Origin of the sequence: Pontibacter cellulosilyticus (genome assembly GCF_014306105.1) — a bacterium.
In the GTDB taxonomy this organism is placed as follows: Bacteria; Bacteroidota; Bacteroidia; order Cytophagales; family Hymenobacteraceae; genus Pontibacter; species Pontibacter cellulosilyticus.
Genome location: NZ_JACRVF010000006.1, coordinates 160,636 through 181,137, shown reverse-complemented (window position 1 = coordinate 181,137; position 20,502 = coordinate 160,636). Strand labels below are relative to the sequence as shown.

General features: G+C 46.4%; 26 protein-coding genes. 17 read left to right on the top strand and 9 right to left on the bottom strand.

The annotated features are described in order from the left end of the window. The first annotated feature begins 238 nt into the window (after positions 1-238). Positions 239-1,642 (top strand): dihydrolipoyl dehydrogenase, encoded by a 1,404-nt coding sequence (gene lpdA / locus H8S84_RS18435; protein WP_187068861.1) that lies wholly within the window; start codon positions 239-241, stop codon positions 1,640-1,642. Here the strand turns inward: lpdA and H8S84_RS20250 are convergent. After that, positions 1,639-1,764, bottom strand: a complete 126-nt coding sequence (locus H8S84_RS20250; protein ID WP_262890247.1) for a hypothetical protein — start codon at positions 1,762-1,764, stop codon at positions 1,639-1,641. The two genes, lpdA and H8S84_RS20250, sit on opposite strands and share 4 nt — an antisense overlap. A 147-nt stretch (positions 1,765-1,911) precedes the next feature. Here H8S84_RS20250 and H8S84_RS18430 point away from each other — a divergent pair, with 147 nt between their 5' ends. The 6 genes from H8S84_RS18430 to H8S84_RS18405 all read left to right on the top strand — a co-directional run bounded on the left by H8S84_RS18430 (position 1,912) and on the right by H8S84_RS18405 (position 5,251). Further along, entirely contained in the window at positions 1,912-2,763 is an 852-nt protein-coding gene (locus H8S84_RS18430; protein WP_187068860.1) for an ABC transporter ATP-binding protein, read from the top strand. Further along, positions 2,753-2,947, top strand: a complete 195-nt coding sequence (locus H8S84_RS18425) for a hypothetical protein (RefSeq protein ID WP_187068859.1) — start codon at positions 2,753-2,755, stop codon at positions 2,945-2,947. Before H8S84_RS18430 ends, H8S84_RS18425 begins: the two co-directional genes overlap by 11 nt. Positions 2,948-2,952: 5 nt before the next feature. After that, a complete protein-coding gene (locus tag H8S84_RS18420) occupies positions 2,953-3,690 on the top strand; it encodes a hypothetical protein (protein WP_187068858.1) in 738 nt (245 codons plus the stop codon). A 2-nt stretch (positions 3,691-3,692) separates the two neighbouring features. Continuing rightward, entirely contained in the window at positions 3,693-4,070 is a 378-nt protein-coding gene (locus H8S84_RS18415; RefSeq protein ID WP_187068857.1) for a GntR family transcriptional regulator, read from the top strand. A 19-nt stretch (positions 4,071-4,089) separates the two neighbouring features. Then, the gene (locus H8S84_RS18410; protein WP_187068856.1) at positions 4,090-4,257 is read left to right on the top strand and encodes a hypothetical protein; all 168 of its coding nucleotides are present in this window, start codon (positions 4,090-4,092) and stop codon (positions 4,255-4,257) included. Positions 4,258-4,462: 205 nt separating this feature from the next. Next, positions 4,463-5,251, top strand: coding sequence for a pentapeptide repeat-containing protein (locus H8S84_RS18405; protein ID WP_187068855.1), 789 nt, complete (start codon positions 4,463-4,465; stop codon positions 5,249-5,251). A 49-nt stretch (positions 5,252-5,300) separates the two neighbouring features. On the opposite strand, the gene H8S84_RS18400 is transcribed toward H8S84_RS18405, so the two are convergent. Continuing rightward, positions 5,301-5,876 carry a hypothetical protein gene (locus tag H8S84_RS18400; protein ID WP_187068854.1) on the bottom strand — a complete coding sequence of 192 codons (576 nt, stop codon included), beginning with the start codon at positions 5,874-5,876 and terminating at the stop codon, positions 5,301-5,303. A gap of 243 nt (positions 5,877-6,119) precedes the next feature. Between H8S84_RS18400 and H8S84_RS18395 the strand changes: the two genes are divergently transcribed. From H8S84_RS18395 to H8S84_RS18380, 4 genes are all read left to right on the top strand, one after another. Further along, positions 6,120-6,839 carry an ABC transporter ATP-binding protein gene (locus tag H8S84_RS18395; protein WP_187068853.1) on the top strand — a complete coding sequence of 240 codons (720 nt, stop codon included), beginning with the start codon at positions 6,120-6,122 and terminating at the stop codon, positions 6,837-6,839. A 50-nt stretch (positions 6,840-6,889) separates the two neighbouring features. Next, positions 6,890-8,134 carry an ABC transporter permease gene (locus tag H8S84_RS18390; RefSeq protein WP_187068852.1) on the top strand — a complete coding sequence of 415 codons (1,245 nt, stop codon included), beginning with the start codon at positions 6,890-6,892 and terminating at the stop codon, positions 8,132-8,134. A gap of 120 nt (positions 8,135-8,254) precedes the next feature. Next, on the top strand, positions 8,255-9,502 hold the full coding sequence (locus H8S84_RS18385) for an ABC transporter permease (protein ID WP_187068851.1): 1,248 nt from the start codon (positions 8,255-8,257) through the stop codon (positions 9,500-9,502). A gap of 40 nt (positions 9,503-9,542) precedes the next feature. After that, a complete protein-coding gene (locus tag H8S84_RS18380) occupies positions 9,543-10,637 on the top strand; it encodes an efflux RND transporter periplasmic adaptor subunit (RefSeq protein WP_187068850.1) in 1,095 nt (364 codons plus the stop codon). Positions 10,638-10,700: 63 nt separating this feature from the next. On the opposite strand, the gene H8S84_RS18375 is transcribed toward H8S84_RS18380, so the two are convergent. Then, the gene (locus H8S84_RS18375; RefSeq protein ID WP_187068849.1) at positions 10,701-11,291 is read right to left on the bottom strand and encodes a membrane-associated protein; all 591 of its coding nucleotides are present in this window, start codon (positions 11,289-11,291) and stop codon (positions 10,701-10,703) included. 105 nt (positions 11,292-11,396) lie between these two features. Between H8S84_RS18375 and H8S84_RS18370 the strand changes: the two genes are divergently transcribed. Then, positions 11,397-11,879, top strand: a complete 483-nt coding sequence (locus tag H8S84_RS18370; RefSeq protein WP_187068848.1) for a GNAT family N-acetyltransferase — start codon at positions 11,397-11,399, stop codon at positions 11,877-11,879. A 13-nt stretch (positions 11,880-11,892) separates the two neighbouring features. On the opposite strand, the gene H8S84_RS18365 is transcribed toward H8S84_RS18370, so the two are convergent. Next, positions 11,893-12,453: a DUF4864 domain-containing protein gene (locus tag H8S84_RS18365; protein ID WP_187068847.1), complete on the bottom strand. Its 561-nt coding sequence runs from the start codon at positions 12,451-12,453 to the stop codon at positions 11,893-11,895. Positions 12,454-12,598: 145 nt separating this feature from the next. Between H8S84_RS18365 and H8S84_RS18360 the strand changes: the two genes are divergently transcribed. The 5 genes from H8S84_RS18360 to H8S84_RS18340 all read left to right on the top strand — a co-directional run bounded on the left by H8S84_RS18360 (position 12,599) and on the right by H8S84_RS18340 (position 17,151). Continuing rightward, a complete protein-coding gene (locus H8S84_RS18360) occupies positions 12,599-13,393 on the top strand; it encodes a phosphatase PAP2 family protein (RefSeq protein WP_187068846.1) in 795 nt (264 codons plus the stop codon). 40 nt (positions 13,394-13,433) lie between these two features. Next, positions 13,434-14,693: a zinc dependent phospholipase C family protein gene (locus H8S84_RS18355; RefSeq protein WP_187068845.1), complete on the top strand. Its 1,260-nt coding sequence runs from the start codon at positions 13,434-13,436 to the stop codon at positions 14,691-14,693. A 233-nt stretch (positions 14,694-14,926) separates the two neighbouring features. Continuing rightward, a complete protein-coding gene (locus tag H8S84_RS18350; RefSeq protein ID WP_187068844.1) occupies positions 14,927-15,400 on the top strand; it encodes a hypothetical protein in 474 nt (157 codons plus the stop codon). A gap of 139 nt (positions 15,401-15,539) precedes the next feature. Further along, on the top strand, positions 15,540-16,625 hold the full coding sequence (locus H8S84_RS18345) for a DUF3616 domain-containing protein (RefSeq protein WP_187068843.1): 1,086 nt from the start codon (positions 15,540-15,542) through the stop codon (positions 16,623-16,625). 76 nt (positions 16,626-16,701) lie between these two features. Next, positions 16,702-17,151: a hypothetical protein gene (locus H8S84_RS18340; RefSeq protein ID WP_187068842.1), complete on the top strand. Its 450-nt coding sequence runs from the start codon at positions 16,702-16,704 to the stop codon at positions 17,149-17,151. A 55-nt stretch (positions 17,152-17,206) separates the two neighbouring features. Here the strand turns inward: H8S84_RS18340 and H8S84_RS18335 are convergent, their stop codons facing one another. The 5 genes from H8S84_RS18335 to H8S84_RS18315 form a co-directional block, all read right to left on the bottom strand. Further along, positions 17,207-17,437, bottom strand: a complete 231-nt coding sequence (locus H8S84_RS18335; RefSeq protein WP_187068841.1) for a hypothetical protein — start codon at positions 17,435-17,437, stop codon at positions 17,207-17,209. Between the two features lie 54 nt (positions 17,438-17,491). After that, entirely contained in the window at positions 17,492-18,853 is a 1,362-nt protein-coding gene (locus H8S84_RS18330) for a lysophospholipid acyltransferase family protein (RefSeq protein WP_187068840.1), read from the bottom strand. Positions 18,854-18,858: 5 nt separating this feature from the next. After that, positions 18,859-19,179: a zinc-binding metallopeptidase family protein gene (locus H8S84_RS18325; protein ID WP_187068839.1), complete on the bottom strand. Its 321-nt coding sequence runs from the start codon at positions 19,177-19,179 to the stop codon at positions 18,859-18,861. 197 nt (positions 19,180-19,376) lie between these two features. Further along, positions 19,377-19,778 (bottom strand): hypothetical protein, encoded by a 402-nt coding sequence (locus H8S84_RS18320; protein ID WP_187068838.1) that lies wholly within the window; start codon positions 19,776-19,778, stop codon positions 19,377-19,379. A 237-nt stretch (positions 19,779-20,015) separates the two neighbouring features. Further along, complete coding sequence (locus H8S84_RS18315; RefSeq protein ID WP_187068837.1) at positions 20,016-20,252, bottom strand: hypothetical protein; 237 nt, start codon at positions 20,250-20,252, stop codon at positions 20,016-20,018. Between the last annotated feature and the right edge of the window lie 250 nt (positions 20,253-20,502).

Sequence of the window (20,502 nt, the reverse complement as noted above, 5' to 3'; positions counted from 1 at the left end):
AGGGGTAAGCGAAGAAGTTTGCTCCTCCTTTTTATTGACTTAAGCATGGCGCGAGCGTCCTCGCTCGTGACTAACTATAGTGGGGCCTCTGGCCCAGTTACTATGAGTCTTAAGTATAAACTCTGTAGTAACTTGACCAGAGGCCTCAATAATAAAAGACACGAGCGAAGACGCTCGCGCCATAGTAGATAAATCAAGTATAAAAACGAGAGCAATGCTCTCTTTAAAGTATAAACAAATGCAATACGACGTAGTAGTAATCGGTTCTGGTCCTGGTGGCTATGTGGCAGCTATCCGTTGCGCGCAGCTGGGCCTGAAAACCGCCATCATAGAGAAGTATAATGTATTGGGCGGTACTTGCCTTAACGTAGGCTGTATCCCTTCCAAAGCTTTGCTAGACTCATCAGAGCATTACCATAATGCCGCACACGCTTTTGCCGATCATGGTATTGAGCTGGATAACCTGAAGGTGAACCTGCAGCAGATGATCAAGCGCAAAGGTGAGGTGGTAAAGTCTAATAACGACGGCATTACCTACCTGATGAAGAAAAACAAGATCGACACATACTATGGTCTTGGTTCTTTCGTGAACAAGAACACCATCAAAATCACAGACGCGGAAGGTAAGGAGCAGCAGATTGAAACAAAGAACACCATCATTGCCACAGGTTCTAAGCCAACTACACTTCCTTTCCTGCCAATCGATAAGAAGCGTGTGATCACATCTACAGAGGCTTTAGAGCTGAAGGAGGTGCCGAAAAACATGATCGTGATTGGTGGTGGTGTTATTGGTCTGGAACTTGGTTCGGTATATGCCCGTCTGGGAGCCAAAGTGCAGGTGATCGAGTACATGGATGCTATCATCCCGACGATGGACCGTGCACTGGGTAAAGAACTAATGCGTGTGCTAAAGAAGACGCTTGGTTTTGAGTTCTTCATGAGCCACAAAGTAACGGGTGCTACCACGAAAGGTAAAACAGTTAAAGTAACTGCACAGAACCCGAAAGGCGAGGAGGTTACGTTTGAAGGCGATTACGTGTTAGTGTCTGTGGGGCGTAAGCCATACACTGAAGGGCTTGGCTTGGAGAATGCTGGCGTACAGATGGGTGAGCGCGGTATGATTGCTGTAAACGACCACCTGGAGACAAACGTGCCGGGTATCTACGCCATCGGTGACGTAGTGCGTGGCGCCATGCTGGCTCACAAAGCGGAAGAAGAAGGTGTGCTGGTAGCCGAGCAGATCGTTGGCCAGAAGCCGCACATCAACTATAACCTGATTCCGGGTGTGGTTTATACCTGGCCAGAAGTGGCAGGTGTCGGCTTTACTGAGGAGCAGTTGAAGGAGCAGGGCCGTGCCTATAAATCTGGTTCTTTCCCGTTCAAGGCATCTGGTCGTGCGAAAGCATCTGGTGATACGGACGGCTTTGTGAAGGTATTAGCAGACAAGGAAACCGATGAAATACTGGGCGTGCACATGATCGGCCCGCGTATTGCTGACCTGATTGCAGAGGCTGTAACTGCAATGGAGTTCCGTGCATCTGCTGAGGACGTGGCCCGTATGAGCCACGCGCATCCTACTTTTGCCGAAGCCATGAAAGAAGCATGTTTAGCAGCCACAGAAAACCGCGCGATCCATATCTAAGCAAGTATAGAAGTATAAAGTATAAAAGGCACCGCTCTGCAAAGGGTGGCGCCTTTTTGTTTGGGACAGAAGTCCTGCTGTAGGTTATACTTTAGCAGTTGCTGTAAAAATTTTGCTTGCAAAACGGAGTTACTCACTGTCAGTTAATTACCTCCTACTCGATTTAAATCTAACCCTGAAAAAAATATTTTCTAAAACAGTTGCAAATCAGAAAACCTTCTTTACCTTTGTAGTGTACTAGTAGCCTAATACACTCACAAGATAAAACTATGATAAAATTAAACGGAGTCGATTTCAGGTATAAGAAGAACAAACCACTGTTCGAGAACCTGAACCTAACCCTGCAACCGGGCTTTATCTATGGCCTGTTAGGTAAAAATGGGGCAGGAAAATCTTCATTGCTCAAACTGATATCAGGCATGCTGTTCCCAGACAGCGGTGAGGCCAGTGTGTTTGGCTTTGACGCTACTGCACGTAAGCCTGCGATGCTTCAGGATATTTACCTGGTGCCCGAGGAGTTTAACCTGCCGGCCATCAGCATGGCTACTTATGTAAAAACCACTGCGGTGTTTTACGAGAAGTTTAGCCACAATCAGTTTAGTGCCTACCTAGCAGAGTTTGAACTAGCAGACGATGCCAAGCTATCGACACTTTCTTACGGACAGAAGAAGAAGTTCCTGATAGCCTTTGGCTTGGCCACCAACGCACGCCTGCTTATACTTGACGAGCCAACCAACGGCCTTGACATCCCTTCCAAGAGCCAGTTCAGAAAAATTATGGCATCTGCCCTGGACGAGGAAAAGGTTATTGTGATCTCCACCCACCAGGTGCGCGACCTCGAAAACCTGATCGATACGATTGTGGTGCTGGAGAACGGTAAGATCATCTTTAACCAAAGCATTGCTGCCATCTCTGAAAGGCTTGCCTTCGAATATAACCTGAACGGCCTGCCAAACGAGGAGATAATCTACGCAGAAGAATTACACGGCAGAAAAGCTGGTATTGTGCGTAACATTTCCGGTTTAGACGGACGTGTGGACATGGAGCTACTGTTTAACGGCATCATTAAAGACGCAGGAAAAGTTAACGGCCAGTTTGCTCCTCACCAGTATGAAGTATAACCTCGCCATTAGTAGAAAAGCGACGTCAGCCCTAAGCCTGCAGCCAGTACTTGTAGCAACTGCTGCGCTAGGTTGTGCTTTTCTGGTAGAAACAGTTGATTTGAATCGCATACACCCGTTGCAGCTGCTTTTAGAAAGCGCTGTGGCCGATGCAAGTATAGTAATAAACCATTGTACAAAATAAAACTTATGAACGCAGAATTTAACTTAGCAAGACTTGGCCTCTTTATAAAACGCCAACTGCTTTTAAACATAAACACCATTCTTATTGCCATAGCGGCAGTAGTGGGTGTGTTGTTGATAATATCTGGCTTAACGGCTTACTCCAACCCTAATAAAGTGCAGAACTTGGTGCCGCTATACCTAGTGGTACTTTTTATAGGAGGCTATATTTTTACCAGCAGAATTTTTGGTGAGCTGCACTCCCCACAGAAAAGCTATACTTTTTTAACACTGCCTGTATCTACAGCAGAAAAACTGTTAGGTACCTGGCTTATTGTTTCGCCTTTTTTCCTGATAACTGCCATAGCAGGTACTTTTCTCCTGATGTATGTTAGCAGCCTAATGGCTGGGCAACCGGCTCAACTACCAAGCTTTACAGATACCTACTTTACCAGAACGATAGGAGCATTTTGGGTAACACAGACTTTCTTCTTTTTAGGTGCGATTGCCTTTAGAGGTAACAATTTTCTGAAAACACTGTTGGCTCTGTTCCTGATAGCAATTGTTGTTGGAGGGTATGCAGTTGGGCTGGCTTACATGCTCTTCGGAAACAAAGGTAATTTAGGGCCAAGCGATGTCTCAGGTGATTTCCATAAGACAGCTGAATTTATCTTTACAGATGTGGTGCCATTTCTGTTCTGGTATGTGCTGGGGCCATTCTTGCTGGTAGTATCTTATTTCAAACTTAAAGAAAGGCAGGTGTAACAATGGAGTTTAAAGAGAACCAAGCAATATACTTACAAATCGCAAACCGTTTTTTCGAGAACATTCTCAGAAAAGTATGGACCGCAGGAGACAAGATCCCTTCTATCCGGGATATGGCGGTAGAGTTTGAAGTAAACCCGAATACGACTATGAGAACATTTAATTACCTGCAGGATAAGGGCGTGATTTATAACAAGCGTGGCGTAGGCTACTTCCTTGCCGACGATGGCTTAGAAAGAACAATTGCGCTTAAGAAAGAGCAGTTTCTGGAAGAGGAGCTGCCAGCCTTCCTGAGAACAATGAAACTGCTGGGGCTTTCGCTGGACGACCTAAAGTTGTATGCAGGAAAATATAACGCAGCCAGTGTTAATCAAGGTTAATAACTAAAAGAGAACTGAAATGAAAACGAGTAATAAATTGCTTTTAGGTCTGCTGGCTGTTGTGCTGGTAAGTATAACTGTGCTACTTGGCACGATTAAAATTTACGACGAAACAAACGAGGATAGCACTGCCACTTCTGTAACAGCGCCTACGCCTCCAGCCGCACCTGAGCCATCTCAGGAGTAGTACAGGTGTAGCCTGCATTTAAGGTTAAGTTATATCAAGGCGAGGGCTGCTACTGTAGCCCTCGCTTCTATTTTTATAGGGTTTGCAGGTATAAAAATAACTGTGTGCTAAAAATATTTTGCATTCAGAAGCAACCTTCACAATAAATGCCTCATCCTTTGTACAGAATCTAAAACAACAAACAATAAACTTAAGGAGAGCAATGATGAAAAAGTTACAAATCCTGTTGGTAATGCTAATGCTGCCGATGCTAACATGGGCACAGTCGAAGGTAAACGCATCAGAGATCATCGCTAAAATTAACCGTGGCGAAGCTGTATCATACAAGAATGCAGAGATTGTAGGTGATCTGGATCTGACGAAACTTCAGAACATGAAGCAGAAAGAGCAGAAGGGTGATCATAGCACAAAAGAGTACATTAGCACGGTTACAGCACCGCTTTCTTTTGTTAACTGTACATTTAAAGGCGATGTGTTGGCGTACTTCAACCCGGATAACGGTGTGAACATGGTGAATACGCGTAACGAAGTATACAACACAAATTTTGAGCAGGAGGTACGCTTTGATGGATGTGTGTTTGAAGAGGCAAGTGCTTTTAAATATTCGGAGTTTAACGAAGGAGCTTCTTTTATAAGCACCCGCTTTAGTGAGGAAGCGCTGTTTAAGTACAGTAAATTCAGAAAGCTAGCAAACTTTAGCAGCGCTACATTCCGAGGCGACGCCAACTTTAAGTATGTTACCTTCCCAGTTAAAGTGAGCTTTACAGGTGCAACGTTTGGTAGCGAGGCCAACTTTAAGTATACCAAGTTTGAAGAGGGCGTAAACTTCCAGAAAGCCACGTTTGATGGCACAGCCAACTTTAAATATGCCAAAATTACGGACAGCTTTAACATAAAAGGAGCAAACTTCAGAGGAGGCGACGACTTTAAGTATACCAAACTAAACAACAGGCAGGTGTCTCTGACTACATTACTAGAGATGAACCGCCAGTAATTCGAAATTCATAGCTTGAGAAGCGCCACTTGAAAAGGTGGCGTTTTCTTTATACTTGCACCTGTTGCTGCAGCAGTTCTAAAAACTTACCAATACCCTCTTGCGCGCTTACCCACTTTACCGGCGATAGTCCCAGCCACTCCTTTCTCACTTTGTTGATGGTAGAAAGTTCAGAAGCAGGTAAGCTTAACTGAGTAGCTGCAATAACGGTGGCAATAGCTGTTTTTAAGGCGGCTGCCTTTACGCGGGTAGTATGGCTGGCATAGCGGGCCGGATGCAGGTGTACATAACGGTTGGCTACCACTCCCCAGCGCAGCACCCAATCAGTGTTATCTGATAAGGTGATGCAACGGTAGTCTGAGCCTCCGGATTGGAGGTAGTACCGGAAAGCCTGCGGCGTTAGCAGGTTGTGCTCCTGCAAGTATAAAACAGTTTCCTTTGCAATCTGCTCCGAGCTTAAGGGGCCAAAGTATAAATCGAGTTGCGAAGTGCCCAAGGTAAGCAGATCAGTACGAAGCAGCTGTGGGTCTATACTTCTGTTTTCCTGAATGTACGCAAGTATAAATCCCATGTGGTGCTTAAACGGGTGGAAAAGTATAGGCTCGGGTAACTGCGGAGAATACATACTTTGCCATACGTACCCGGCAGAATAAATTTTTAACAGGCCAGGCAACTTGTGTCATTTCCAGCGCATCTATTCTATTAAAGGCCTGCTGAGCTATTTTGAAGATTGATAGATGCAAGAACTGGTTTTGTAGATAAAACGCCCGGGTAAGTATAAACTAATGTTATTTAATTTATACTTATAGTACCTTGCATAGCAGACTACCGTAAATAAAGTTTACAGCCATTGCATAAGTCACAGCCTATGATACAGTTAAGCAACATCCATAAAAACTATGCGGTAGGGCAAAACAAGCTGCATGTGCTTAAAGGCATAGACATGCATGTGTGCGAAGGGGAGTTCGTTTCTATCATGGGTTCATCAGGCTCAGGTAAATCTACTTTGCTAAACATTCTGGGCATCCTGGATGACTATGACAGCGGTGAATACATGCTGGCAGGCACACCCATCAAGAATCTTTCTGCCACCAAGGCCGCTTACTACCGCAACAAGTTCCTGGGGTTTGTGTTCCAGTCGTTCAACCTACTTTCGTTTAAAAATGCGATGGAGAATGTGGCGCTGCCGCTGTACTATCAGAAGGTGGGACGCAAAGAGCGCAACAAACTGGCACTGGAGTACCTGGACATGGTAGGCCTAAAGGACTGGGCAGAGCACTCACCCAACGAGATGTCTGGTGGCCAAAAGCAGCGGGTAGCTATTGCCCGTGCCCTTATCTCTCAGCCCAAACTTATACTTGCCGACGAACCAACCGGCGCCCTCGACACCCAAACCTCTTACGAAGTGATGGACATTTTTAAGGAGGTGAACAACAAAGGCATGACGGTAGTGATCGTAACCCACGAAAATGACATTGCCGACCAGACACACCGCATTATCAGGCTAAAAGACGGCCTGATTGTGAACGACGACCACGGGCAGCACGAATTAGCAGAGGCAACGACAGTGGGCACAGCAGCCCGATAGTCATACTCCTTTAGCAACAATCAATAATTTAACCATCATCAATTAAATAAATGTTTGACCTAGACAAATGGCAGGAAATACTGGCAACTATGCAGAAAAACAAGCTGCGTACGTTCCTGACAGCCTTTGGCGTGTTCTGGGGTATCTTTATGCTGGTGCTGTTGCTGGGTGCAGGTAAGGGTTTGGAAAACGGCGTTGTGAACAGGTTTGGAGACGGTGCTAAGAACAGTATTTACATCTGGAGCGGTAAGACCGCACTTGCCCACCAGGGCATGAGCCCGGGCCGCGAAATAAAGCTTACCAACCAGGACCTGCAGGCCATTGACCGGGAAGTGGCAGACCTGAACATGATGGCTCCGCGCAACCGCATTTTCGGGGAATACACGATTAACTATAAAAAGCAGAACGGTTCGTTCCAAGTGTTTGGCGCTGAACCCGATTTTCTGAAGATGAACGGTGAAACGGCTGCCCGTGGGCGTGTGCTAAACGAGTATGATGAACTGGAGAAGCGCAAGGTAGTAGTGCTGGGAGAGCAGGCGGCTAAGGTGTTGTTCGGAGAGCAGAACCCGGTTGGGGAGTATGTCAATATCTACGGCATCCATTTTAAGGTAGTAGGTACTTTTAAAGTTGGCGGCAACAACGGAGCACGCCGCGAAGAACGTGCCTACATTCCTTTTTCTACGCTGCAAAGCACTTTTAACCAGCCCAACCAGGTGCAGATGATGATCCTGACAGCTAAGGAAGGTGTGCCTGCCAAAGAAATGGAAGACAAACTAAAAGCCATACTTGCCCAGCGCCACAAATTCTCTGAAAACGATGACATGGCATTAGGTATAGAAAATACAGAAGCGGAGTTCCATAAGGTAATGGGCCTGTTTAATGGTATCCGCATCTTCGTCTGGATTGTAGGCATTGGCACACTGATAGCCGGTATTGTAGGCGTCAGTAACATTATGCTGATCATCGTGAAGGAGCGGACACGTGAAATCGGTGTTAGAAAAGCCTTAGGTGCTACGCCATTTTCTATTGTAAGCCTTATACTTCAGGAGTCGGTGGTGATTACTGCTTTCTCTGGTTACGTGGGTCTGCTGGCTGGTACAGGTTTGCTGGCACTGATGGAGTATGCCATGGAATCGTCGGGAGCAGAGATGCCATATTTCGCGAACCCTGAAGTAGATCCGGGCATGGCGATAGCTGCTACTGCAGTGCTTGTTATTTCAGGTGCCCTTGCCGGCTTGATGCCTGCCTTAAAAGCTGCGCGCATTAAACCCATAGAGGCGCTGAGGGCAGATTAAAGTATAAATTGTGTATGAGTGAATGAATAGGTAGAGGAGAAGTGCTGAAAAGCTAAAGAAGACAGAATCAACAATAAATATTCACTCAATCACGCAGTCACTCATTCGAAATTAAAAAGCATGATAGACATCGATAAATGGACCGAGATCTACAATACTGTAAAGAAGCACAAGCTTCGTACAGCGTTGACGGCCTTTGGCGTGTTCTGGGGCATTTTCATGCTGGTTGTGCTATTAGGTGCAGGAAAGGGCCTGGAGAATGGTGTAGTGAGTGAATTTAACGTTGCCAAGAACGCCGTTTTCATCTGGACACAGCGCACCAGCGTGCCTTACATGGGGCTAAAGGCCGGTAGGTTTATACAGATGACAAACGATGATGTGGCGGCTATCCGTGCCAGCGTGCCGGAGGTAGCGGTAATTGCGCCTAACAACCAGCTCCGCGGCGACTTTGCTGTAAACTACGAAACAAAAAGCGCTGCTTTTACAGTGCGGGGCGAGACACCTGAAATGCTGCAGGTTCAGCCCACCAAGATACTAACTGGCAGGTTCATCAACCAGAAAGACATACAGGAACGCCGTAAAGTAGCTGTTGTAGGGCCAAGAACGCAGGAGCTTTTATTTAAAGACATTGATCCGGTAGGCAAGTACATCAACATTAAAGGCAGTTACTTTTTGGTTGTAGGCACTTTCGAGCCAATTGGCAAAGGCGAGGATGTTGTGGAAGATGCCAAGGTTATTTCTATGCCGAATACATCGCTGCAACAAACTTTTAACCAGCCCAATCAGATAAACTCGCTGGCCCTGACACCCAAACCGGGAGTAGCGGCTGCAGTTATTGAGGAGAAGGTGAAAAGCCTGCTGATGAAGCGCCATAATGTATCCCCAGATGATCTGAAAGCCTTTGGGTCTGCCAATGTAGAAAAGGAGTTTCAGGAGATTCAGGGGTTGTTTGCCGGTATAGCTGGTTTTAGCTGGCTGGTAAGTATAGGTACTATTCTGGCAGGTATAATAGGGGTGAGTAACATCATGCTGATCGTGGTGAAGGAGCGCACAAAAGAAATAGGCGTCCGAAAGGCTTTGGGCGCAACACCATGGTCTATTATCAGCCTGATTATTCAGGAATCTATTGTGATTACGGGCCTTGCAGGTTATACTGGCTTACTCATCGGCACTGGCTTAATTGCTTTGATAGAGTACCTGATGCGAAAGTTTGATGTGCAGGCGGGTTTCTTTGGGATACCAGAGGTTGATCTGGGCATAGCTGTGTCGGCAACGGTGCTGCTGGTACTCACAGGTGCCTTGGCGGGCCTTATACCTGCTACAAAAGCGGCCAGGGTAAGCCCGGTAGTGGCATTGCGAGACGAATAATTGAAAACGAAATACATAAAGACTAATCTATACTTCGCTTATGAAAAAGGTTTTGTTAGGCTTGTTTATTATCCTGTTCCTGGGCCTGTCGGGGGGGCTGGGCTACTACTTCTATAAGAAGTCGAATACCGACCCGGTAGTGTATAAAACGGAGGCGCCGTTCGAAACAGAGATTGTGAAAAAGACGGTGGCCACCGGCTCTATTGTGCCACGCAAAGAGGTGCAGGTAAAATCGCAGGTGTCAGGTATTGTGCAGGAACTGTATGCAGAGGCCGGTGAGGTTGTGAAAAAGGGCCAGCTATTAGCCAAAATAAAGATAGTTCCTAATATGGTAAGCGTGAACAATGCCGAAACACAACTGCAAACGGCCAAGCTAAACTTTAACGAGGCAAAGCGCGAACTGGCACGATATGAGCAACTGTACGAGCAGAAGGTAATACCGGAGCAGGAGTACCAAAAGTATAAAGCAGATTACAATTTAAAGCGCGAGGCTCTGCAGGCTGCTGAAAGTAATTTGCTGTTAGTACGGGAAGGCGCGTCACGTAAAAGTGGTCAGTCTTCTAACCTGGTTTACTCTACCATAGACGGTATGCTGCTGGATGTGCCGGTAAAAGTGGGTACGTCTATTATAGAGCGCAACAACTTTAACGAGGGTACTACCATTGCCACTGTTGCTGATATGCGCAGCCTTATTTTTGAGGGCAAGATAGATGAATCGGAAGTAGGGAAACTGAAAGAGAACATGGACCTGCTGCTGACAATCGGAGCCATCGAAAACCGTGTGTTTGATGCAAAACTGGAGTACATAGCACCAAAAGGTGTACTGGAAGAAGGGTCTATTAAATTTCCGATACGTGCCAAGGTGCTGCTGGATGAGAAAGACTTTATCAGGGCAGGCTACAGTGCCAACGCAGACATCGTGCTGGATAAGCGCGACAAGGTGCTGGCCATAAAAGAGAGCATGCTGAAATTCGACAAGGACCAGCCTTATGTAGAAGTAGAAACGGCACCGCAGGTATTCGAAAAGCGGGTAATTAAAACAGGCCTTTCAGATGGTATCAACATCGAGGTTGTGTCGGGGCTTGACAAGAAGGAAAAAATAAAGGTGCCGGATGCTAATATTGCCAGCATCTAAACACATTATATAGCATTATAAAGTATAAAAGCGGGCACAGTAGCCCGCTTTTATACTTTATAGTTAGTTAAAGAGCCACTTAAGTATAAGGTGAGACGGCAGAAAAACAATCAACGGGTAAAACAGCATCATCATCCAAAAGTATAAACGGCGCGGAACCTTGTGCTGCGGTTTGCTGCCGGGACCAAAAACCCAGTTAATGTTTTCTTCAGGATCGGTATAGAGGTAAACTATCGGCAGCACCAGCCAGGTGAGTAAAGTTTGCAGGTAAATTGCCTTTGTGTCGTAGCCCCACTCCAGTAGCAGCCAGATAACGATGGCAGGTAAGGCAACATGAAACAAAGATAGCCCGCGCAGAAACAGGCTTTTACTGCTGTCGAACATGTAAAAGCTTAATCCAAACAATGGTTTGCGCAGTATCAGGCTACCAAAGTAATCTACGTTCCAGAAGATCTCCAGCGCCAGCACACCAACGGCTACCATACTTATCAGTAACTGGCTTTCGGTCCAGAGGACAATGCCTACTGCAAAAAGTGAAATATCAGAAAACCACAGGAAATTGGCCGGGCCGTAGTGTTTCCAGTACACGGGTATGAGTATCAGCAGAAATAAAGTATAGGCTATAGGCAGCCAAAGAGGAATGGTAACGCTCATACTTGCTTTACGCGTTTGGTTCTAAAGTTGTACTTCATTTATAGCAACTGGATTTTGAGTAAAGTAGCGCTTCGTGTAATTTTGTGCTTTCGCACCAGACACACCATGGCACAGCATTACAATACTCCGTCCGCTATCCAGATCGTAGACTTTAACCTGTTTTACGCAAAGGCCTTCTACGACCTTAACCACGAGTGGATATCAAAGTATTTTGTGATGGAGGATGCTGATAACAGATCCCTCTCAGACCCACAGGGGTATATCATCAGCAAGGGCGGGCATATTTTAATTGCGCTTTTTAATGGTGAGCCGGTTGGCACCTGCGCCCTTATAAATGACGGTGATGGTGTGTATGAGCTGGCAAAAATGGCTGTAGCACCTAAAATGCAGGGCATGAAAATAGGTAAAATGCTGGGAGAGGCTGCTATAGACAGAGCCAAACGTGTTGGTGGGCACAAATTATACCTGGTTTCTAACAGGCGCCTGGAAACCGCACTAAACCTGTATAAGCGCCTCGGCTTCGTAGAGGTGCCTATGCCGCCCAGTATCTATGAGCGTGCCGATATTAAAATGGAGCTTGCGTTGTAAGTATACTTTATACTTAGGTTAGGCTAGTTTGTCTGCCTGGCTCCATGCGCGCAATGCCTTCTGTCATCCAACAGCCTTTGTAGTTGCCTTTGCGTTGCTTGGCAAGTATAAACATGTACACCTCTTCTGTCCCGTCGCGGCCTGTAATTACCACTAACTGGTATGCTTTATCATCTGCCACCACTAGCTGCCCCGTTTTGTAACTTTTAAAGTTTAACATGGTGCGATAAGCAGGGTCACGGACAATAAGTCTAAAGTGATTTATAGGGCCTATGTGCATCTTGTTTTTAGGCGACGAGAAATTAAACACAGTGATAATGCCGCTATCCTGTTGGTCGTTTTCCTGGAGTGCGCGCATCTGTATGCGAATAACCTGGCGTGGCGTAAGTGCCTTATCTGGCCTTATATATGTCCATTTAGAAGTAGAGGTGATCCCCTCTGTGGGTGAAGTATAGGAGGTGTAGTGCTGTTGATCCGGGGAAGGCATAGCAGGAAACTGCCACCAGAATAAAACCAACAAGGCAATTCCTGTTGCGAGCATTATCTTGTCAAACACATGATCTATCCCCTTCATATTAATTATGTACTTTATATAGAGGGGTATAGTTGTGTTATAGCCTGCTTTTAAGAGTGTAACCCGCTTAAATGCAAGGCAATAACGGCATCTTTAAAACAAACCCATTCAGTTGCGTATAGTTGATACAAGTCAGCAATTGCCCATGAAGAACCTACTCTCTCATAAAGTAAGAAAAGCAAGGCACTGGATTCTGAACCTTTCACTAGTACAGGATTTCCAGGAGAAGTTTCCAAAACTAACCTCATTTATAGGAGAGCGCTTTCATACGAAAAGCTTTTTAGGGTTGCCTTTAACGCTAGTTACTGTACTGGCCTTTGTAAATGTAAGTCTGCTCTCAGAGCTTACAGAGAGCGTAATGGATGCCGAGTGGATAGTAATGGCAGACAAAGAGTTTACTACCTTGCTGTATGACATGCGCTCAACGTGGCTAAGCCAATTCCTGTTTCTTGTAACCCGGCTCGGAGATCAGGAAGCAGTATTTATTGTTGGAGCCATCGTAACAGGTATCTTTCTGTACCGGAGGCGTTTTGTAGCTATTATTGCTTTTTGGTTGGTAATGGGTGGAATGGGACTTTCGGTAAGGTATGGTAAAACATTTATCAGTCGCGCCAGGCCAGCCGATGTAGCCTATTATGAAGTAGTACACTATTCCTTCCCGAGTGGGCATGCCACCACTGCGCTGGCTCTGTATGGGATGCTGGCTTATTTTATGTATAGGCACTATAGCAAAAGCAGGTATCAGAAGCTGTGCCTTTGGAGTGCTGTTATACTTAGTGTGCTTATTGGGTTTAGCCGGATATATTTAGGTGTACACTACCTGTCTGATGTGCTGGCCGGTTTCCTGCTGGGGCTGCTGTGGATGCTAGTAGGCGTAAGCCTGGTAGAGGTGATGATGTACCGTAAAAATAAGCTCCCGTTTAATAACCACACTGAGTAGCGGATATACCTTTTGTCGCGTATCTCGTACTTTCTATGTTATGCGACTTAAAATATACCGCAGTTTTTACTGCTTCGCCCTTATACTTCTCGGATGCCTGCTTATGCCTGCCGGCGCATCTGCTTATAGTGTACTCACGCACCAGGCCATCGTAGATGCAGCCTGGGAGAAAAGCCTTCAGCCGGTTTTACTTAAATACTATCCTAACGCCACAGAAGAAGAGCTGCGAAAGGCCCACGCCTACGCCTATGGGGGCTCCATTATTCAGGACATGGGCTACTTTCCTTTCGGAAACGCTTTCTTCACAGACCTGGTGCACTATGTGCGTACCGGCGATTTCGTAGAAAACCTGATCTCCTCCTCCCAAACGCTGGACGAGTTAGCCTTTTCTCTGGGTGCTTTGGCGCATTACAACGCCGATATTTATGGGCATCCTATAGGTACAAACAGAGCTGTGCCCATAGTATACCCTAAGGTAGGAGCAAAGTATGGCGATACTGTAACCTATGCAGATGACCCGGTTTCTCATATTAAAACAGAGTTCGGTTTTGATGTGCTGCAGGTTGCGCGTGGCAACTATGCCCCTGAGAACTACAAAAACTTTATCGGGTTTGAGGTAGCACCTGAAGTGTTGGAGAGGGCATTCCTGCAAACATACAGCCTAGAGCTGAAAGATGTGTTTGTAAGCCTGCCACTGGCTATCGGGTCTTATCGCTATACCATCAGGGGGTTGATTCCGGAACTTACAAAGGCTGCCTGGCACGCCAAAAAAGATGAGATACAGGCGGAAAACCCAGGAGCAACACGCCAGGAGTTTGTGTACCGGATGCGAATGGCGCGCTACCATGAACAATGGGGCAACTGCTACGATAAGCCTAATATCTTTACCCGCTTTACCTCCTGGATTATAAGGGTGCTACCTAAAATTGGACCGTTAAGGCCGTTGGCATTGGTGCCACCTACACCACAGGCCGAAGAATTTTTTATGGAGAGCTTCAACAAAACAGTAGAAGCCTATAACGGGAAATTAAAGCCGCTACAGACAAAACAGCAGCCTAGCCTGCAGAACCTGCAGCTGGATACAGGAGAGGAGATTGCACTCGGTGACTATGAACTAGCCGACGAAACCTACGCAGAACTTTTGAAAAGACTTTCTAAAAAAGACTTTGAGCATATAACCGGAAAATTGCGCAGCAACGTGCTCGGCTTTTATGCCAAGGCACCCAAGCAGCAGGAAAAACAGGATGAATGGGAGAAGACCTTAGAGGCTCTGTCGAAGCTGAGAGGGTTACAGCTGTAAAAGGAATTCAAATTGTACTTAACTAGTGTTGGTTAACCTGTAAAACGCGTAGTTTTGATATTTGAGCTATATATAAATATAATTTGTTTTAGTTGGTTGTGTTTGTGTAAATGTATAAAAAGTGTAACCTTGGGTTAGTTTTTAGCGATAAAATAAGTCTAGGGCCTTTGGAAGCGGCTAGCTGCTCCAGGGTCAAAAAATTGAATAGAAGTTAACGTAAATTAAATAAGACCATGGAAAACAAACAGAATAATCCTAGCAATAGAAATACATCAAATCCTAGCAGCATGCAGGGATCTTCAAATAGCAACCAGTCATCTAACGCTTCACAAAACAGAAGCAACATGACAAGTTCTAGCAGTTCATCACCATCAGGTTCTTCGCAGCAAAATCAGCAGTCAGGCCGCAGCACATCAGGGTCGAGCTCAAGCTCTATGCAGGGCCGCAGCAACCAGCAAGGCACAACCGGACAGGGCGGTATGAAGAACGTTCAGGATAAATTGCAGCAGTTTGGAAACACAGCTATGCAAAAAGTAAATAGCCTGAGCACTACTCAAAAAGTGATAGGTGGTTCTCTGCTGGCACTGGGTGCAGGTTGGTTGGCAATGGGTCCAAAGGGCAAAGCCAATGTAAAAAACAAGGTTAGCTCTATAACCAACAAGAAGAACAACAACAAAGGCAAGTCTCCGAACATCAGTCCTAGATAATAGCCTGATCTAAGAGCATAAGAAAGGCGCCGGGCAGTTTTGTCCGGCGCCTTTTTTGCCTTTAGTTTTACCGCCACAATCTGCTGCATACCTATACCTTGCTTCAGCGTAAACTATACTTTTAACCCCAACCGTAACTATGTCAGACAAAATTATACTTCGCTTTAAGAACGAGTTAAGCATTGCAAACGACAAGCACGTACGCGATGGCCTATCCGCTGCCCTGCGCACCGAAAACAACCTGTGGCTTAGCTGCGACGAACGAACTACCTTGGAGCGCCTGTCCCTCCAGGAAGACGGTTCGTTTGCGGATCATACTTCTTTCGAGCTGGCTAAGTACCTGGAGCTGCCTGCCAAAGACAAAAGCGAGATAGACATAGAAGGTATAGGTATGGCTAACAGCTACCTCTGGATAATAGGTTCGCACAGCCTGAAGCGCAAAAAGCCGAAGCGCCACCAAAGTATAAAAAAGCAGATGCAGCGGTTGGCAGAAGTAGCCAGTGACCCGAACCGCTATGTGCTGGCTCGTATCCCTATCATCAAAAATGAGCAAAACGGCCATTATGAACTGCACAAAGAGGCAGAAGACCCTAAGAAGCCTGGCCATACATTAAGGGCAGCTCAGTTGCGCGGAGACACCACCAGTAGTCTGTTAACGGAGGTGCTGGAGCAGGATGAGCACCTGGGGCCTTTTATAAGTATACCGGGCAAAGACAACGGCTTCGATATAGAAGGCCTTGCTACCCACGGCAGCAAAATTTATCTTGGCCTGCGTGGGCCTGTGCTAAGAGGTTGGGCTGTTATACTTGAAGTTGAGGTGGAGGAAGATGAGGAAGGCACCCTTCATTTAAAGAAACTAACTAGCGAGCACTACTACAAAAAGCACTTTCTAAACCTGCGCGGTAAAGGCATTCGGGAACTGCGCGTTTTCGGAGACGACCTGTACATATTAGCCGGCCCTACCATGGATCTGGATGGTGTGATTGCCATCTACCGTTGGCCCGGAGCATTGGTGGGCAGATCGGAGCATATGGTGCACCACAACGAACTGGAACGCCTGTACGAAGTTCCGCACGGCACCGGGGCCAACTCCGGCAAAGACAAAGCCGAAGGACTGGCCGTGTTTGACGAAAAGCACGTGCTGGTTGTGTTTGACAGCCCTACCGATGAAAGAAAAATTGGAGAGGATAGTGTTGAGGCGCTTGTGATAAAGGTAGTTGACTAGCCTCTGGGTAAATTATAACCTTTAACAGTGGCATCAGTTAAAAAATATAAGCAGAACAAAATACAAAATATAAACTATGAACGATGCATTAAAAGCCATGGCAAGCGGCCTGGCAGGAGCCGTGGTGCTGACGATGGTACACGAGTCGCTGCGAAGATTCGTGCCCAATGCGCCACGCATGGATGTGCTGGGAATGCGCTCCATCGAAAAACTAATGACAAAAGCTGATGCGGAGCCGCCGCAGGACAAAGATGAACTGCATACCTGGGCACTTGCCGGCGACGTCTTATCGAACTCGTTATACTATAGCTTGGCTGGCACAGGCAAGAGCGCTTGGTGGCGTGGTGCTGCCTTGGGTGCCGCTGCGGGTGTTGGAGCCGTACTGTTGCCAGGCCCTTTAGGCCTGGGCGAGGAGCCTAGTAACAAAACAACTAAAACACAAGTCATGACGGTAGGCTATTACTTACTAGGAGGCTTGGTAGCAGCCGCACTAGGCTATGCCCTCAGCGACAAAGATAAAGACTAAAAAAAGACATGGGGCCGGTGTATAACATACCGGCCCCATGTCTTTCTGCTTTAAATTAATTTGAGTTGCTATTAGTTGGCACCGTTGTGTTTTGTGTTTCTGAGGTGTCCAGAGGACTGATATTTTCGTTTGTCGTGTCGCCTTCCATTTCGTTGTTCAGGCGGCCATCCACTTCATTTTCTGTTGTAACCGTGTCTACGCCGGTTGTGTTCTCGGTGCCGCAACCTGTGAGTGCAGTAGCAGCCATAAGTGTGCCGGCAAGTATAAAGGCATATGTTTTTTTCATTTTTTCGTGTTTTGGTATTTTAGCTTTTACGGAGTACAGGCTTAAATTGATAGGCTAAGCTGCGGGTTCTTCGCGTTGCTGCAGGTAATCATGCCTTGCCTGCTCCAGCTCGGCAATAATTGCCGTACGTTGTGCACGCAGGTTATCTACTACGTGTTGGCGCTTAAAGAACAGGCGCAACAGCAGCCAGTGCTCTTGTGTGCGCAGTGCACTGTTCCAGTAACCAAGGGTAAAGAAACCACTCAGCGGCAGACTTAGCGCGTACAAAAACAGCCAAGGCAGGCCAATATCAAACAAATACTCCACCAGCCATACTTCCAACGCATAAAACAACGGGAAGCTAAAAATACCGGTGGTAAGCATGATAGGAGCATACCATTCTTCCTCTTTGGTAACCGCACGTGCCACCTTGGATGGAATAATGTAAGGGATGTAGTTGTGCACTAGTCCGTACAAGTATACCGGTATTCCCAGCACCATCAGCAATAAGCCAATTATACTTCGGCGGATAATGTCGTGGTGTCTTTTGCCCAGCACTGCATCATGTAACTCCAGGCGCTTTAGTTGCAGCATATAGTTACTGATGCGTTGCTTAAGTGCGGCGACACGTGCAGGTGCCGTCTGGCTAAAATGGTTTATACTTTTTACGATGGCGCGGCTAAGTATAAAATCGTGCTCGTGGGGCGGAGCAGAGGCCGGAGCTGTTGCAGCAATCTGTTTTTTGTACAGCACCTCTACCTGTTGTGCCAGCTCATCTTCCTCGTCTGTAGGTGTATGAATGATGAGCTTCTCCATACGGTTTCTAACTACATCTGTAAGGGCAAGCACTGCCTCCTGCGGATCTCTTTCAAAGTCGCGGGCATAGTCGGCTACTTTGATTGGCTCACCAAAGTTTACAAATACATTGCTTCGGAAGCGGGTAGGGGCAGAGTAGTTTAAGCCGACAGGCAAAATTCTTAATCCGAGCATGTTTTGGTTCTCTGCCTCCACGCCAAGGGCAATGCGCGCAGTACCGGTTTTTATTTTGCGGAGGCGGCGCTGGTTAAAGCTGTTGCCCTCCGGGAAAATAAGTATGGTTTTTCCTTTCTTAAGTGCCTGGTAACTGGCTGCGAAGGCCTCTTCGTTACTAATGGGCTGCTCCGGGTTGTCTTCGCGTCGGTTTATCGGGATCAGGTGCATCTGGCGCAGCATCCAATTCTGAAACTTGCCTCCAAACACCGTGCTCTTGGCGATAAAGTACACCGGCTGCTCCAGCAGCGAGGCTGTTACGATTGGGTCCATAAAGGTGTTGGGGTGGTTAGACACCACCAGCAACGGCCCTTTGCCTGGGATCAGGTGACGGTTGCGCACCTCAAACTTCTTAAAGAACACCCACAGGCCAGCCTGGTAAATAAGCTTGAGTAAAGTATAAAGCATAGGGTTTAAGATCGCAGGGTAAGTATAGCTTTGTACACGGCGCCTACTACCAAGCGTGGTGCATCTGCTGGCCCCGTAGAAAGAATGATATTGCAGTAGTAGTTTCCGTTTACACGGTATACCTGCTCCGTTGCCTGCCCCTGCAGTTCCGAGAAATCAGCTTTGATGTAATCAGCCGTTTGGTTTAGCTCGTGCAGGTTGTGGTGGTTTCTGGCTTTTGCCCTGTCGGTTACCTGTACATGCTGCCGTAGCTGTAGCGTGTCAGCTGCTAAGAGCATGTGCCAAGGCAATAGCAGGTAGGATAACAGGGCAAAGAGTATTTTCATGTGCCAAAGTGATATAAACAGCAGCCTAATATACTCTTTTAACAGAAATCTTTGCAAAAAACAATACCGGCTTAACTACAGGTAGTCAAGTTAAGAAGATTAGGTGAGATAAGGTGTTGGAGCGGAGATTGGCCAGCAGGTAACGCTGGTAGTGCAAAAGCAGGTAAAAGCGGCAGCAGTATTGTGCTAGCGTCTAGCTAAGCCTCTACAGAAACCAGCCAGTCGTAAGCAGAGGTAAGGTCTTCGAATTCCTGTATTTCAAAAGGCACAGGAAAGCGTTTATTGCTTGATAAGCGTGTGAAGTCGACTACGGCATCCTCATCGAAGGAATTGAGTATGGCGAATCGCTTTAAAGGTAGCTTAGAGAAGAGCTCTAGGAAATCGTTCAGGGTCCATTCAGCGTCTTCGGGAGATAGCGCAGGAAGCAGGCGCCTGTCGGCAATGGCGTAAGGCACGTTATAAAGCCTTACATATGAGTTGAACTTCACAAGAGCTTCCCGGTACTGTTGGCTAGTGCATCTGCCGTACCATTGCGACACCAAAACGTTTGGTCCCTCATAAAGCTCTACGTGCAGATATTCTGAGTCGAAACATACCATTTTGAGCAAGGGGTTTAGGGTGGATCTACATATATAGTAATGTTAATCATTTATCTCTAAAAATCAAAGATTTAACTATAAAATGTCATATAACAAAAGACGTGCTTGGCAGAGGCTTATTTGGGGTGCTTAAAGGCATCTGCGAAACAAGGAATAGCGCGATTTATTGGCCAAAAAAACAAGCCACTCTAATCCCTTTTTAAGGATTAGGAGTGGCTTGTGTATACTTAAATTTTCTTACTTAGTGCGAAGGTTATTGGCGTTGCTTCCGTCTAATTTTCGGGTATCCTCTTCATTTTTGGCAGCTACATTTCCACCCTCTTCCTTGCCTTCATGTTCATTGTCCATGATATCTACCGGCTTGGTTTCCACTTCGTCTTTCTTTACACCTTTGAGTGGCTCCGGATTTTCGTCTGGTAAACGTTTGCCTTCATCAGCATTCGTGATGATATCGTCTTCTTTAGGGTTTTCCATTTTTATACGTTGTAAGGTTTATACTTATACTTTACGCATTATTGCCTATTTGTTTGTGCCGCAGCAGCCAAGTATAAATAAGAGAAGCAAAGCCGATTGTATTCTGTTTCATTGCACAATGGGGCTAGAGTCCTTTTTGACAGCCCTCACAACAAAAAAAGCAGCAGGAAATTGACTGGTGGGGTAGTGCTGAAAAGGGGGGAAATCAGAATAAGCGCATTTTTCTTTTGTACCCCCCAACATTTTGCCT

Excerpts from the sequence above, each read along its gene's own strand:
- H8S84_RS18360 (WP_187068846.1), top strand. The coding sequence starts at position 12,599 with ATGAAGAACCTACTCTCTCATAAAGTAAGAAAAGCAAGGCACTGGATT.
- H8S84_RS18390 (WP_187068852.1), top strand. The coding sequence starts at position 6,890 with ATGTTTGACCTAGACAAATGGCAGGAAATACTGGCAACTATGCAGAAA.
- H8S84_RS18335 (WP_187068841.1), bottom strand. The coding sequence starts at position 17,437 with ATGAAAAAAACATATGCCTTTATACTTGCCGGCACACTTATGGCTGCT.
- H8S84_RS18370 (WP_187068848.1), top strand. The coding sequence starts at position 11,397 with ATGGCACAGCATTACAATACTCCGTCCGCTATCCAGATCGTAGACTTT.
- H8S84_RS18405 (WP_187068855.1), top strand. The coding sequence starts at position 4,463 with ATGAAAAAGTTACAAATCCTGTTGGTAATGCTAATGCTGCCGATGCTA.
- H8S84_RS18330 (WP_187068840.1), bottom strand. The coding sequence starts at position 18,853 with ATGCTTTATACTTTACTCAAGCTTATTTACCAGGCTGGCCTGTGGGTG.
- H8S84_RS18410 (WP_187068856.1), top strand. The coding sequence starts at position 4,090 with ATGAAAACGAGTAATAAATTGCTTTTAGGTCTGCTGGCTGTTGTGCTG.
- H8S84_RS18430 (WP_187068860.1), top strand. The coding sequence starts at position 1,912 with ATGATAAAATTAAACGGAGTCGATTTCAGGTATAAGAAGAACAAACCA.
- H8S84_RS18415 (WP_187068857.1), top strand. The coding sequence starts at position 3,693 with ATGGAGTTTAAAGAGAACCAAGCAATATACTTACAAATCGCAAACCGT.
- H8S84_RS18345 (WP_187068843.1), top strand. The coding sequence starts at position 15,540 with ATGTCAGACAAAATTATACTTCGCTTTAAGAACGAGTTAAGCATTGCA.
- H8S84_RS18320 (WP_187068838.1), bottom strand. The coding sequence starts at position 19,778 with ATGGTATGTTTCGACTCAGAATATCTGCACGTAGAGCTTTATGAGGGA.
- H8S84_RS18350 (WP_187068844.1), top strand. The coding sequence starts at position 14,927 with ATGGAAAACAAACAGAATAATCCTAGCAATAGAAATACATCAAATCCT.
- H8S84_RS18340 (WP_187068842.1), top strand. The coding sequence starts at position 16,702 with ATGAACGATGCATTAAAAGCCATGGCAAGCGGCCTGGCAGGAGCCGTG.
- H8S84_RS18355 (WP_187068845.1), top strand. The coding sequence starts at position 13,434 with ATGCGACTTAAAATATACCGCAGTTTTTACTGCTTCGCCCTTATACTT.
- H8S84_RS18425 (WP_187068859.1), top strand. The coding sequence starts at position 2,753 with ATGAAGTATAACCTCGCCATTAGTAGAAAAGCGACGTCAGCCCTAAGC.
- H8S84_RS18385 (WP_187068851.1), top strand. The coding sequence starts at position 8,255 with ATGATAGACATCGATAAATGGACCGAGATCTACAATACTGTAAAGAAG.
- H8S84_RS18315 (WP_187068837.1), bottom strand. The coding sequence starts at position 20,252 with ATGGAAAACCCTAAAGAAGACGATATCATCACGAATGCTGATGAAGGC.
- H8S84_RS18365 (WP_187068847.1), bottom strand. The coding sequence starts at position 12,453 with ATGAAGGGGATAGATCATGTGTTTGACAAGATAATGCTCGCAACAGGA.
- H8S84_RS18380 (WP_187068850.1), top strand. The coding sequence starts at position 9,543 with ATGAAAAAGGTTTTGTTAGGCTTGTTTATTATCCTGTTCCTGGGCCTG.
- H8S84_RS18325 (WP_187068839.1), bottom strand. The coding sequence starts at position 19,179 with ATGAAAATACTCTTTGCCCTGTTATCCTACCTGCTATTGCCTTGGCAC.
- H8S84_RS18400 (WP_187068854.1), bottom strand. The coding sequence starts at position 5,876 with ATGTATTCTCCGCAGTTACCCGAGCCTATACTTTTCCACCCGTTTAAG.
- H8S84_RS18420 (WP_187068858.1), top strand. The coding sequence starts at position 2,953 with ATGAACGCAGAATTTAACTTAGCAAGACTTGGCCTCTTTATAAAACGC.
- lpdA (WP_187068861.1), top strand. The coding sequence starts at position 239 with ATGCAATACGACGTAGTAGTAATCGGTTCTGGTCCTGGTGGCTATGTG.
- H8S84_RS18375 (WP_187068849.1), bottom strand. The coding sequence starts at position 11,291 with ATGAGCGTTACCATTCCTCTTTGGCTGCCTATAGCCTATACTTTATTT.
- H8S84_RS18395 (WP_187068853.1), top strand. The coding sequence starts at position 6,120 with ATGATACAGTTAAGCAACATCCATAAAAACTATGCGGTAGGGCAAAAC.